This window comes from Anaerococcus sp. C0059F3 (genome assembly GCF_056590475.1).
In genome coordinates this window covers 220,393-232,546 of sequence record NZ_JBWPWE010000001.1, presented here as the reverse complement: position 1 = coordinate 232,546, position 12,154 = coordinate 220,393, and the positions used below count along the sequence as shown (strand labels likewise).

The 12,154-nt window shown below is 35.5% G+C and carries 23 protein-coding genes; all 23 read right to left on the bottom strand.

Features of this window, described 5'->3' with window-relative positions; genetic code table 11:
- Nucleotides 1–103: 103 nt before the first annotated feature.
- Entirely contained in the window at nt 104–1,870 is a 1,767-nt protein-coding gene (locus AC1EJ5_RS01120) for a G5 domain-containing protein (protein WP_479813987.1), read from the bottom strand.
- A 190-nt stretch (nt 1,871–2,060) separates the two neighbouring features.
- Nucleotides 2,061–2,402 carry a 50S ribosomal protein L17 gene (rplQ, locus tag AC1EJ5_RS01115; RefSeq protein ID WP_223418025.1) on the bottom strand — a complete coding sequence of 114 codons (342 nt, stop codon included), beginning with the start codon at nt 2,400–2,402 and terminating at the stop codon, nt 2,061–2,063.
- An 8-nt stretch (nt 2,403–2,410) separates the two neighbouring features.
- On the bottom strand, nt 2,411–3,361 hold the full coding sequence (locus tag AC1EJ5_RS01110; protein ID WP_223418026.1) for a DNA-directed RNA polymerase subunit alpha: 951 nt from the start codon (nt 3,359–3,361) through the stop codon (nt 2,411–2,413).
- A gap of 32 nt (nt 3,362–3,393) precedes the next feature.
- Nucleotides 3,394–3,987 carry a 30S ribosomal protein S4 gene (gene rpsD / locus AC1EJ5_RS01105; protein WP_223418027.1) on the bottom strand — a complete coding sequence of 198 codons (594 nt, stop codon included), beginning with the start codon at nt 3,985–3,987 and terminating at the stop codon, nt 3,394–3,396.
- 13 nt (nt 3,988–4,000) lie between these two features.
- Nucleotides 4,001–4,399 carry a 30S ribosomal protein S11 gene (gene rpsK / locus AC1EJ5_RS01100; RefSeq protein WP_004826876.1) on the bottom strand — a complete coding sequence of 133 codons (399 nt, stop codon included), beginning with the start codon at nt 4,397–4,399 and terminating at the stop codon, nt 4,001–4,003.
- 3 nt (nt 4,400–4,402) lie between these two features.
- Nucleotides 4,403–4,747 (bottom strand): 30S ribosomal protein S13, encoded by a 345-nt coding sequence (gene rpsM, locus AC1EJ5_RS01095; RefSeq protein ID WP_223418028.1) that lies wholly within the window; start codon nt 4,745–4,747, stop codon nt 4,403–4,405.
- A 9-nt stretch (nt 4,748–4,756) separates the two neighbouring features.
- Complete coding sequence (gene rpmJ / locus AC1EJ5_RS01090) at nt 4,757–4,870, bottom strand: 50S ribosomal protein L36 (protein WP_004818043.1); 114 nt, start codon at nt 4,868–4,870, stop codon at nt 4,757–4,759.
- A gap of 79 nt (nt 4,871–4,949) precedes the next feature.
- Entirely contained in the window at nt 4,950–5,168 is a 219-nt protein-coding gene (infA, locus tag AC1EJ5_RS01085; protein WP_223418029.1) for a translation initiation factor IF-1, read from the bottom strand.
- A 124-nt stretch (nt 5,169–5,292) separates the two neighbouring features.
- The gene (locus AC1EJ5_RS01080; protein WP_223418031.1) at nt 5,293–5,943 is read right to left on the bottom strand and encodes an adenylate kinase; all 651 of its coding nucleotides are present in this window, start codon (nt 5,941–5,943) and stop codon (nt 5,293–5,295) included.
- A gap of 3 nt (nt 5,944–5,946) precedes the next feature.
- Nucleotides 5,947–7,221, bottom strand: coding sequence for a preprotein translocase subunit SecY (gene secY / locus AC1EJ5_RS01075; RefSeq protein WP_479813984.1), 1,275 nt, complete (start codon nt 7,219–7,221; stop codon nt 5,947–5,949).
- A 15-nt stretch (nt 7,222–7,236) separates the two neighbouring features.
- The gene (gene rplO / locus AC1EJ5_RS01070; RefSeq protein ID WP_223418034.1) at nt 7,237–7,716 is read right to left on the bottom strand and encodes a 50S ribosomal protein L15; all 480 of its coding nucleotides are present in this window, start codon (nt 7,714–7,716) and stop codon (nt 7,237–7,239) included.
- A gap of 8 nt (nt 7,717–7,724) precedes the next feature.
- Entirely contained in the window at nt 7,725–7,907 is a 183-nt protein-coding gene (gene rpmD / locus AC1EJ5_RS01065) for a 50S ribosomal protein L30 (protein WP_209773426.1), read from the bottom strand.
- 10 nt (nt 7,908–7,917) lie between these two features.
- A complete protein-coding gene (gene rpsE / locus AC1EJ5_RS01060) occupies nt 7,918–8,427 on the bottom strand; it encodes a 30S ribosomal protein S5 (protein WP_223418036.1) in 510 nt (169 codons plus the stop codon).
- Between the two features lie 12 nt (nt 8,428–8,439).
- Nucleotides 8,440–8,799, bottom strand: coding sequence for a 50S ribosomal protein L18 (gene rplR / locus AC1EJ5_RS01055; protein WP_223418037.1), 360 nt, complete (start codon nt 8,797–8,799; stop codon nt 8,440–8,442).
- 9 nt (nt 8,800–8,808) lie between these two features.
- A complete protein-coding gene (gene rplF, locus AC1EJ5_RS01050) occupies nt 8,809–9,348 on the bottom strand; it encodes a 50S ribosomal protein L6 (protein ID WP_479813981.1) in 540 nt (179 codons plus the stop codon).
- A gap of 10 nt (nt 9,349–9,358) precedes the next feature.
- Nucleotides 9,359–9,754, bottom strand: coding sequence for a 30S ribosomal protein S8 (gene rpsH, locus AC1EJ5_RS01045; RefSeq protein WP_209773442.1), 396 nt, complete (start codon nt 9,752–9,754; stop codon nt 9,359–9,361).
- A 19-nt stretch (nt 9,755–9,773) separates the two neighbouring features.
- Complete coding sequence (locus tag AC1EJ5_RS01040) at nt 9,774–9,959, bottom strand: type Z 30S ribosomal protein S14 (protein ID WP_223418039.1); 186 nt, start codon at nt 9,957–9,959, stop codon at nt 9,774–9,776.
- 11 nt (nt 9,960–9,970) lie between these two features.
- Nucleotides 9,971–10,513, bottom strand: a complete 543-nt coding sequence (gene rplE / locus AC1EJ5_RS01035; RefSeq protein WP_311480430.1) for a 50S ribosomal protein L5 — start codon at nt 10,511–10,513, stop codon at nt 9,971–9,973.
- Between the two features lie 15 nt (nt 10,514–10,528).
- Nucleotides 10,529–10,837: a 50S ribosomal protein L24 gene (gene rplX / locus AC1EJ5_RS01030; RefSeq protein WP_223418042.1), complete on the bottom strand. Its 309-nt coding sequence runs from the start codon at nt 10,835–10,837 to the stop codon at nt 10,529–10,531.
- A gap of 9 nt (nt 10,838–10,846) precedes the next feature.
- Nucleotides 10,847–11,215, bottom strand: a complete 369-nt coding sequence (gene rplN / locus AC1EJ5_RS01025; protein WP_209773450.1) for a 50S ribosomal protein L14 — start codon at nt 11,213–11,215, stop codon at nt 10,847–10,849.
- Between the two features lie 17 nt (nt 11,216–11,232).
- Nucleotides 11,233–11,493, bottom strand: coding sequence for a 30S ribosomal protein S17 (gene rpsQ, locus AC1EJ5_RS01020; protein ID WP_223418043.1), 261 nt, complete (start codon nt 11,491–11,493; stop codon nt 11,233–11,235).
- Between the two features lie 5 nt (nt 11,494–11,498).
- On the bottom strand, nt 11,499–11,705 hold the full coding sequence (gene rpmC / locus AC1EJ5_RS01015) for a 50S ribosomal protein L29 (RefSeq protein WP_004826892.1): 207 nt from the start codon (nt 11,703–11,705) through the stop codon (nt 11,499–11,501).
- Between the two features lie 2 nt (nt 11,706–11,707).
- Nucleotides 11,708–12,136, bottom strand: coding sequence for a 50S ribosomal protein L16 (gene rplP / locus AC1EJ5_RS01010; protein ID WP_223418044.1), 429 nt, complete (start codon nt 12,134–12,136; stop codon nt 11,708–11,710).
- Nucleotides 12,137–12,154 lie beyond the last annotated feature (18 nt).

Here is a 12,154-nt window from a genome sequence, read left to right as displayed (position 1 = left end):
TAGGAAAGAACAAAGAAATACCAGAGCTAGTTTAGTTCTAACTCTGGTATTAGGTCCAACTTTGTGGGGTCACTTTAAAGGGGTGAATTTTCTTTTAATTTATTTAATCATTCTTTTTTCTAAGACCGAGGCTTGCAACAAATGATGATAAACCAAGAGCTGCTACAGCTAAAGAACCTGTAACACCTGTTTTTGGGCTAGCAGATTTATTTGCTCTTTGGTCAGCTTTTTTATTTCTGTATGGATTTGCTTGGTCTTTTTTTGCATCTCTTTGAGGATTTGTACTTTCTTTCTTGGTTTCGCTTGGAGTTTCTGTTTTGTTTTCTACTTTTGATGGGTTTTGTTTTTTCTCATCATTTGGACTTTCTACTTGGTCTTGTTTTTCAGTTTCTTTTTTAATTTCTTTTATAAGCTCTTCGATAAGTTTTCTATACTCCTCGTCATCCTCATCTGGTGTATCTATACTTGGATTAGACGGAACAGTATTATCTCCAGGCCTAATAATTGGGCCTGATGGGTTAGGTTTTTTCTTTGTACCTATTCTTATTATTTGTTTAACCAAATTTTGAATTTTTTCACTTCTTTTAAGGGTTCTTTCTACTTCTTCATCAACTGTATCATTTTTCCCTGGCAGATAAATTAACCTAAAGGTTTCTTTTACAATTTCATCGTGACCCTCTTGTTCAATTTTTCTATATCCTTCATCAAGAGTATCATCATAAATCTCTTTTGTAGTAAATTTTTGTGTTGTTCTTTCTTTTATATCTTCTTTTTCTTTTAAATTTGAACCTAATGTAACCTTCCAGCCATTTATATCATCACCTTCAACAGTTAAATTATAATATTTTTTATGTTTTTCAGCGTCTTTACCATCAAATTCAGTTATGATACTAAATTTATTATTTTTCCCTTGCCATTCGTTAAAAATACTAAGTGTACGTGAACCATAAATAGCATCTTTTATATCATCATTATCCCAAGCTAATTTTATATCACTATTATTTTTAAAGTCTCTACTATATTCTAATTTCTTACCTTGCTTATTTTCAACAACATTACCCGATTCTTCAAATTTAAAATTCCCCTTTTCATCTTTTTCACCAGTATTTTTATGTTGGACAATTTTATATTTTACCTTAAAATTTTCCTTATCTTTATCGAGAATCAATGCATTGGTATCAAATTTTTCTTGAACACTTGTGTCCATATCTTGCTGTAAGACAATCCTATGAGATTTTGAATTTCTATTAAATCCGCTATTACTCTGTGATATTTTGTAATTTTTTGTATAATCATTTACAAGTAACTGAACATCGCTAATATTCGCTACGTCTTTATTTATAGCCTTGCCAAATCTACCTAAATCAAATCTTAAAGTTGTATCTTCACCATACTTAATTTTTACTTTTGGTCCATAATAATTATAATCAACCTGTTGTCCATTAGAATCAATATAAGATATAAATAATCCCAACTCTAATTCCTGACCTTTTAATTTTGGGTTTGAACTAGTTTCAGGGCTGGAACTCGAATATTTCCATGTAAATGTAAGATCAACAATGTTTTCTTCTTCATTTTCTTGATGTACAGGATTATTTTTAATTTCGTCACCTAATTCTAGTGTTTCTTGAACATTATTAGCATTATTATCAATTTTATTGCCTTTATCTTCAGAACCGCCTTCTTTTGCTGAGTCCTCTTTAGGTTCTTCTTGATGGGTCTCCTCTACTTGTGTAGGCTCACTCTCTGCCCCCTCCGCTGCAAAAGATTGGCTTGGTATAGCCATTAGGGTAAATCCTAGCATACATGATACGAGGCCTATGGATAGTTTTCTCATCGCGTATCTTGGTTTTCTTTCTATATTATTCATTTTTCCTCCTTCGCGAAAACTTTTCTTATATATCATACTTGATTTAAAATATTTCACAAATAATACTGTATTATCAATACTTGTATATTTTTTCCCAAAGAAAAAACACCCCCTAAGGGGTGTCCTTTATTTAAATTATAATCTAAATAAATCTATAAGCCCACAGCCGCGAATTTTGGGCTTTTATTTATTAAACTAGTTCTATGATTGCGCGTTCTGATCCGTCGCCTCTTCTTGGTCCTAGTTTTAGTACTCTTGTATATCCACCGTTTCTGTCTTCATATTCTGGTGCGATTTCAGAAAATAGTTTTTGTACAAGTTTTGGCTCGTAAAGATAGCTTGCTGCTTGTCTTCTTGTGTGAAGTGTGTTTCTCTTGCCTAGGGTGATCATCTTTTCAGCCATTTTTTGTGTTTCTTTAGCTCTTGTTAGGGTAGTTTCGATTCTACCGTGTTCAAGTAATGAACCCACTAGGTTTCTAAGCATAGCATCTCTATGGTCTGTTCTTCTACCAAGTTTTCTTTTGCCTGCCATATTTCCTCCTATTCATCTTTTAGGGAAAATCCAAGTTCATGGATTTTATCTATTACTTCAGTTAGTGATTTTTTACCGAAATTTTTGATTGTCTTTAGTTCTGATTCTGGAACTGCTATTATGTCTGCCACTGTGTTGAAGCCTGCTCTTTTTAGACAGTTGAATGATCTTAATGATAGGTCTAGTTCTTCGATTGTTCTATCTAGATCTTCGTTTGTATCTTCTTCAACTATTTCTTCTTCAACTTCAATTTCTTCTGGTGGGAATGTCTTTCCTGGTAGCTCCTTGAAGAATGAGAAGTTGTCGATTAGGATTGATGAGCCTTCTGCTAGGGCTTCTTGTGGAGTTACTGTTCCATTTGTCCATACTTCTATTATTAGCTTATCAAAGTCTGTAGATTCTCCTACCCTGGTGTTTTCAACTGTGAAGTTTACTTTTTCTACTGGGGTGAAGGATGAATCGATAGCGATAGTTCCTATAGGATCTTTTTCATCTTTATTGTCTTCTGATATCCTATAACCATTTCCATTTGTTACATCCATAGCTATTAAAAGCTTACTTTTATCGTTAACTGTAGCTATATAATGGTCTGGATTGGCTATTTCAACTAAGGCATCTTCTTTTATATCTTTGGCTGTTACTATCTTTGGTCCTTCAATTTCTAGAAATAAGGTTACATCTTCGTCTGAATGTTTTTTTACATTTAGGCCTTTGATGTTTAGGATTATTTCTGGAACGTCTTCAACTACTCCATCAATTATAGAAAATTCATGAAGTACTCCATCGATTAGTATTTTTGAGACGCTAGAACCAGGTAAGGATGATAAGAGCACCCTTCTCATGCTGTTTCCAATGGTTGTACCATATCCTCGCTCAAGTGGGTATAGGGCAAATTTACCGTAATGGTCTTCTTCCCTTATATCCAATATCTCTATATTAGTTTCTATTTTATCGATCATGGTAGCTCCTTAGTTCTAACTATTACTTAATCCTACTTAGAGTAGAACTCTACTATCATACGTTCTTCAACTGGAATGTCTATTTCTTCTCTTGTTGGGAACTTTACTACTTTTACTTTTAGGTTTTCTATGTCGCTATCTAACCATTCAACTACACCAAATGATGCATTTACTTCTTTGATAGCTTTAAATAGTGTGTTTGTTCTAGATTTTTCTCTAACTTCGATTACATCACCTTCTTCAACTAAATAAGATGGGATGTCTACTTGCTTACCATTTACGAGTAGGTGGCCGTGTGTTACGATTTGTCTTGCTTCTCTTCTTGTTCTAGCAAGGCCTGATCTGAAGGCTATGTTATCTAGTCTTCTTTCACAAAGGATTATAAGTTGTTCACCTGTTTGACCTTTCATTCTGCTAGCTTTGTCGTAGTAGCCTCTAAATTGTTTTTCGCTTACTCCGTAGATGAATTTAGCTTTTTGTTTTTCTCTTTGTTGCATACCATACTCAGATAGTTTGCTTCTTCTTTTTGGAAGAGCTCTATTTGAAGAACCTGTGTATCCTAGGTAGGCTGGAGAAATTCCTAAAGCTCTCGCTCTTTTGTATACTGGATCTTTGCTTACTGCCATAATATCTCCTTAATTAAACTCTTCTTCTCTTTGGTGGTCTACAACCGTTGTGTGGGATTGGTGTTACGTCTTTGATCATTGTAACTTCTAGTCCTGCTGCTTGTAGACTTCTGATTGCTGCTTCTCTTCCTGAACCTGGTCCTTTTACATAAACTTCTACAGTTTTTAGGCCTTGGTCGATTGCAATTTTAGCTGCAGTTTCTGCTGCTTCACCTGCTGCGAATGGAGTAGATTTTCTACTTCCTCTAAAGCCTAGTTGTCCTGCGCTTGCCCAAGAGAGTGCGTTTCCTTGCATATCAGTAAGTGTTACCATTGTATTATTGAATGTTGATGAAATGTGAGCTTGGCCACGTTCAACATTCTTTTTAACTCTTCTTCTACCTTTGGTAGATTTTTTTCCTTTTGGAGCCATCTATTAACCCTTTCTGCTTTTTCTTGTTCTTGCGTTGTTCTTTGTGTTTTGACCTCTTACTGGAAGACCGTTTTTATGTCTAAGTCCTCTATAAGAACCATTTTCTCTAAGTGCTTTGATGTTAAGACTTGTTTCTCTTCTTAGGTCACCTTCGATTGTGTAGTGGTCTAATTGTTCACGAATCTTACCAAGTTCTTCTTCTGTAAGGTCTTTCATCTTTGTATCAGGATTTATTCCTGCTTTTTCTAATATTTCGTTAGCAGTTGCTCTTCCTACACCATAAATATATGTTAGTCCAATTTCTGCTCTTTTTTCTCTAGGTAAATCTATACCAGCTATTCTTGGCATTAAACCCTCCTAACCTTGTCTTTGTTTGTGTTTTGGATTTTCGCAGATTACCATAACTTTACCATTTCTTTTGATAATCTTGCATTTATCACACATTTTTTTAACTGATGCTCTAACTTTCATGTTTGCTCCTAACTTAAGTTTATATCTTATTTTTAGATCTAACTTTTAAAATTAAAGTTAATGTCCTTTGCCTTGGTAATTATTTGCGTCTCCAAGTAATTCTACCTTGGCTAAGATCGTAAGGAGATAGCTCTACAGTTACTGTATCTCCTTCTAATATTCTAATGCTGTTCATACGAAGCTTGCCTGATATGTGAGCTTGTACTTCATGTCCGTTGTCTAGTCTTACCCTAAATATTGCATTAGGCATTGCTTCGACAACTTCTCCTGTAACTTCTATAGCATCTTTTTTTGACATTGATAGAACCTCCTTTATAAATTTTCTAAAATGTCTATTGAACGCTTGTGTTTTATCAACGACTTTGTTCTAGAAATCTTTGTAAGATTCTATCACATCTAATTTTTTCTTAGCATAAATTAGTTTACTTTCCTAATTTATCGTTAAATTCGTTAAAAACTTCTTCTGGAGTTTTAGCGCCATCTATTTTAACTAACTTTCCTGCCTTTTCATAGTATTCTATGAGTGGACTGGTGAAGTCATTATATACTGCAATACGGTTTTTAACTGTTTGTTCATTATCATCATTTCTTTGAATGAGCTTTCCGCCACATTTATCACAAAGGCCTTCTTTTTGAGGCTTATTGTTCATTATGTGGAAGGTTGCTCCACAGTCTTCGCAAACCCTTCTGCCTGTAATTCTTTCAATTAGGATTTCATCATCTACATCAAAATAAACTACCTGGCCTATTTCAGTATTTCTTTCTGCCATTCCCTTATCTAGGGCCTTGGCTTGGTCTAAGTTTCTAGGAAATCCGTCGAATAGTACTATTCTTTCATCCCTATTTTCCACTTTGTCAAAGGCATCCCATACTAGATCAATTGTTAATTCATCTGGCACAAGGTCTCCTCTGTCCATATAAGATTTTGCTTTCATTCCCAGTTCAGTTTTATTTGAGATATTGTATCTGAATATGTCACCTGTTGCTATCTGAACTGCGTCTAATCTGTCTATTATTTTACTTGATAGCGTACCCTTACCAGCTCCTGGTGGGCCTAACAATATTATATTCATTTCTTACCTGTTTAAAAATCCTTTATATTGCTTCATAGTCATCATAGCTTCGATTTGTTTTACAGTTTCAATAATTACACCTACAACGATGATTACTGATGATCCACCAAATGATATTTGTAGTCCTAGGAGTCTGCTTGCTATAGCTGGTACTATGGTTAGTAGGGCTAAGCAAATTGAACCGATGAAGGTTATTCTTGTTGATACAGTTGCTAGGAAATCACTGGTTGGTTTACCAGGTCTAATTCCCGGAACGAAACCACCATTTTGTTGTAGTTGCTTTGCATATTCAACGGTGTTAAATTGGATTTGGTTATAGAAGTATGCGAATACTAGGATAAGTACAGTTTGTACTAATAGATATACCGCGAAACCAAATGTTGATTTGTTGAAAAATGCAGTTAATCCGCTTTCTCCACCATTTCCGAAGAATAGTGATACAGTAGAAGGAATAGCAAGTACTGCTGATGCGAAGATGATTGGCATTACTCCACCCATGTTTACCTTTACTGGAATATGGGTTGATTGGCCGCCGTACATCTTACGTCCTACTACTCTTTTTGCGTATTGGATTGGGATTTTTCTTTCGCCTTCAGATATCATTACTACTGCTATTACTATTAGGACAACTAAAATTGACATAATAGCTATAGCAAGAACGCTTGTAGTATTGTAGTGAAGGCCTTCTTGCCATCTAGAAATGGTTCTTGGGAAGGATGCTATAATACCCATGAAGATTAGTAAACTTGTACCGTTACCAAGTCCCTTTTCTGTCATAGTTTCACCCATCCATGTTACAAACATTGTTCCGCCTATTAGGGTAACATTCATGGCTATCTTTTGGAAGCCTGTTGCACTTGATAGGGCTGCACCGTAAAGGCCGTTTGTAATGGCTATTGCCTGGAATATGGCAAGTACTATTGTCATATACCTGGTGTATTTTTGAATGGTTTTTCTTCCCTGTTCACCCTCACGAGTTAATTCTTCTAACCTTGGTATTACTACAGTGAGTAATTGCATTACGATTGATGCTGTAATGTAAGGTTGAACTCCTAGGGCAAATATTGATAAGGTTGATAGTCCACCACCTGTTAACATATTTAGGTAGTCAACAAGGGTTCCTTCAATGTTTGAATATGCGTTTGCTAAGGCCTTTGTATCGATAAAAGGTATTGGAATATTATTTCCAAGCCTATATATTACAAGCATCAAGAGGGTGAATCGGAATTTCTTCCTGATTTCTTCTTCCCCTGCTGCTCTTTTAATTATATCTAACATAGCTACTTCTTTCTATTAAGCTTTTTTAGATGGTTTTACCCACTTTTTCACTTCGATAGTTTCTACACTTCCACCTGCTTGTTCGATTTTTTCTACAGCAGATTTTGTGAATTTATGAGCTTTTATTGTTAGTTTCTTTTCTAGTTCGCCATCGCCTAGGATCTTAACTCCAGCTTTAGCTTTGTTTTTCTTTAATAGTTTTGTCTCAAATAATAATTCTGGTGTAACTTCTGTACCATCTTCAAAGACGTTTAAGCTTTCAACATTGATTGTTTCGTAAATCTTTCTGTTGATGTTTTTAAAACCTCTTTTAGGTAAGAGTCTGTATAGAGGCATTTGACCACCTTCGAAACCTGGTCTTACTCCTCCACCACTTCTTGAGTTTTGTCCGTCTTGTCCACGACCAGATCTTTTACCTAGTCCTGAACCAGCTCCTCTTCCTTTACGTTTCTTATCTTTTAATTTAACGTTTGGTTGTAAATCATGTAATTTCATTTTACACCTCAGTCTATATTCTTAACTTCAACCATGTGTCTGATTTTGTGAACCATTCCCTTGGTTGCGTCATTATTTTCTTTAACAACTGATTGACCGATTTTTCTAAGGCCAAGCGCTTTTGCTGTTGCGATCTGTCCATCTTTTTTACCGATAAAAGATCTTTTAAGTGTGATTTCAATTCTTCCCATTGTACTCTCCTTAATAGTCAAATTCTTCTACCGATATACCACGAAGTCTTGCAACTTCTTCTACAGTCTTCATGTTGTAAAATGCATTGATACACGCGTTAATGATATTTCTTGGGTTACTTGTTCCAAGGTTTTTAGCTTTGATGTCTTTAAATCCTGCAAGTTCGCATATAGCACGTACTGGACCACCTGCGATGATTCCTGTACCTTCTACTGCTGGCATTAATAATACCTTTCCTGCACCATCAACTCCTTGAATTCTGTGTGGAATTGTTGTTCCTACTACTGGAACTTCTATCATTTGCTTTTTAGCATTTTCTGTAGCTTTTCTGATTGCTTCTGGTACTTCTGTAGCTTTACCTGTTCCAACACCTACAACACCGTTTGAGTTTCCTACAACTACTAGGGCTGTAAATCTGATGTTACGTCCACCTTTTACAGTTTTAGCAACTCTGTTGATTGCAACTACTCTATCTTCGAGGTTTAGTTTTTCTACTTCACTTTTTAATAAATATTTCATTTTACCAACCTCCTAAAACTTAAGACCAGCTTCTCTTGCTGCTTCTGCTAGTGCTTTGACTTTTCCGTGATATAAATAACCGTTTCTATCAAATACAACTTCTTCGATGCCAGCTTCAAGAGCTCTCTTGCCGATTGCTGCTCCAACTTTCTTAGCTGTTTCAACGTTAGCGTGTTCGCTTTCTGCTACATCTTTTTGAAGGCTGTTAGCACTTGCAAGTGTTACACCGTTAACATCGTCAATTAGTTGTGCATAGATGTTTGTGTTTGATTTATAAACTGAAAGTCTTGGTCTTTGAGGAGTTCCTGATATCTTTGCTCTAACTCTTTTTTTACGAGTTATAAGTCTATCGTTTTTATTCTTTTTAGCCATTTATATCTCCTACTTACCTGTCTTACCAACTTTACGTCTTACATGCTCATCAGCGTATCTGATTCCCTTGCCCTTGTATGGTTCAGGTTTTCTCTTAGCTCTGATGTTTGCAGCATGTTGACCTACATGTTGTTTGTTGTATCCCTTAACAATAATAGTTCTATCATTTGGTACTTCAGTTTCGATACCTTCAGGATCTGGCATTGTGATTTGGTGAGAATAACCTAAGTTTAATACTAAGTTCTTACCTTGTTTAGCTGCTCTGTATCCTGTTCCTTCGATTTGAAGTGTTTTTTGATAACCTTCTGATACTCCTACTACCATATTGTGTATTAAAGATCTATAAAGACCGTGGTCAATGTTTTGTTGTTTTGTATAGTTTTCAGGAATTGAAAGGATTAGTTCGTTTTCAATTTGTTCAAGTGTAACTCTATCGCTTATTGTTAAGCTATCTTCTCCGTTTTTTCCTTTAACTTTTACATTAAGACCATCTATAGTAACTTCTACTCCAGAAGGTATTACGATTGGTTGTTTACCTATTCTTGACATATATTACTCCTTACCATACGTAACAAATAACTTCGCCGCCTACATTTTCACGTCTTGCAGCACGGTCAGTCATAAGTCCTTTTGATGTCGAAATAATCGCTGTTCCAAGACCATCTAGTACCTTTGGAACTTCATTAGCTTTTACGTAAACTCTAAGACCTGGTTTAGAGATTCTTCTAAGGCCAGAGATTACTTTTTCGCCATTTTCTGTATATTTTAAATCTATTGTAAGAATACCTTGTTTATTGTCTTCTTCTACGTTAAACCCTGTTATAAAGCCTTCATCAAGCAGTATTTGGGCAATAGCTTTTTTCTCATTAGAAGATGGAACAGTAATCTTTTTATGATTAGCTTTGTTACCATTTCTGATTCTTGTTAGCATATCCGCTATTGGATCTGTCATCATAATTATCTTTCCCCCTTAATTACCAGCTTGCTTTTCTTACTCCTGGTATTTGTCCATTATTTGCAAGTTCTCTAAAGCAAATACGGCAAATTCCATATTTTCTTAAGTAGCCGTGTGGTCTTCCACAAAGTTTACATCTTGTATATTCTCTTGTAGAGAATCTTTGTTTTCTTTGTTGTTTAGCTCTTAGTGACTTTTTAGCCATTTTTGCTCCTTCTATTTCTTAAATGGCATTCCCATTAATTCTAAGAATGCTTTTGCTTCTTCATCAGTTTCAGCAGTAGTTACGATTGTAATATCCATTCCGTGGATGAAGTCTACATCGTCATACTTGATTTCAGGGAAGATCAATTGTTCTTTGATACCTAGTGAATAGTTTCCACGGCCATCAAAAGAATTTGGGTTGATACCTCTAAAGTCCCTAACTCTTGGAAGTGAGATTGAGATTAACTTATCTAGGAAGTCATACATCTTTTCTCTTCTAAGGGTAACTTTTGTACCAACTGCTTGACCAGCTCTTAATTTAAAGTTTGCTACTGATTTTTTAGCTTTGATTTCGATTGGTTGTTGACCTGTTATTAGGCTAAGTTCTCTCTTAGCTGTATTTAATAGGTTTTGGTTGTCTTTTGCTTCTCCAAGTCCGATGTTTATAACAATCTTTTCAAGTCTTGGAACTTGCATAACATTTTTATAACCGAACTGTTCGATAAGTTTTTCAACAACTTCGTTTTGATATTTTTCTTTAAGTCTCTGTGTCATAATATCTCCTATTACCTAGTCGAATTTTTCGTCAGTCTTTTTTGATTTACGAATCTTTTTGCCGTCTTCGTAAACAATTCCTGTACGAACACCTTTTTTAAGTTCTTCTGAGTATAGAAGTACATTTGATGCATCAATTGGACCGTTTTGTTCAAGTCTTCCTGACTCACCGCCCATTGTTGTTGCTCTTTGGTGTTTTATTTGCACGTTGGCACCTTCAACTATTACTCTATTTGTCTTTGGGAAAGCTTGTAAAACTTCTCCTACATGTCCTTTATATTCACCTGATATTATTTGGACTTTATCGCCTTTTTTTATATGCATTTTATCCCCCTATAATACTTCCGGTGCTAGTGAGATAATTCTCATGAAACCTTCAGATCTTAGTTCTCTTGTTACTGGACCAAAGATTCTTGTTCCTACTGGTGTTTGGTCGTCTTTGATGATTACTGCTGCGTTATCGTCAAATCTTATTACTGAACCATCAACTCTTTTTAGGCCTCTTTTTGTTCTAACAATAACAGCCTTAACTACTTGACCTTTTTTTACCGCTCCGCCGGGTGTTGCACTTTTTACTGAACAAACAACTACATCACCAATATTGGCATATCTTCTTCTAGTTCCTCCAAGAACTTTGATTACTAAAAGTTCTCTTGCGCCGGAGTTATCTGCTACTCTCATACGAGTTTCTTGTTGTATCATAATAATCTCCTTATTAATTAAACAATTTCTGCCGCTTGGCTAATGCGTACTAGTCTCCATCTTTTTGTTTTAGATAGGGCTCTTGTTTCCATTATTACTACTTTATCGCCAACTTTAGCTTCATTTTTCTCATCATGAGCTTTGTATTTTTTACTTCTAACTATTTTCTTTTTGTACACTGGGTGGCTAATGATATCTTCAACAAGAACTGTTATAGTCTTATCCATTGCGTCAGATACTACCACGCCTTGGCGCACGTTTCTTCTATTTCTTTCCATTGAGATTAAGCCTCCTTGCCCGCTTCAATCTTTCTTTCTGTTTGGATAGTCTTAACTCTAGCTATATCTTTCTTAACAGTTCCTATAGCTGCTGGGTTTTCTAACTGACCTGTGGCAAGCCTAAAACGAAGATTGAAAAGCTCATTTTGTAAATCAAATAGTTGTTTATCTAGATCTTTGTCTGATAAATTTCTAATTTCTGCTATTTTCATCCTTATTCCTCCGAACCTGTTACTTCAAGTCTTTGGATGAATTTTGTTTTGATTGGAAGTTTTTGTGCAGCAAGTCTCATTGCTTCTCTTGCTACCTCTTCACTAACACCACTCATCTCAAATAGTACTCTACCTGGTTTGATTACGGCTACCCAGTATTCTGGTGCACCTTTACCAGAACCCATTCTTACCTCTGCAGGCTTTTTAGATACTGGTTTGTCTGGAAATACTTTTATCCAAATATTTCCGCCTCTTTTTATATATCTTGTCATCGCACGACGAGCAGCCTCGATTTGGTTTGCTGTCATCCAGCAAGCTTCTAGAGCTTGTAAGCCATACTCACCATAAGCAAGTTGGTTACCTCTATTAGCATTACCCTTCATTCTGCCTCTATGTTGTCTACGATATTTTACTCTTTTAGGCATTAACATAAATAATACTCTCCTGAT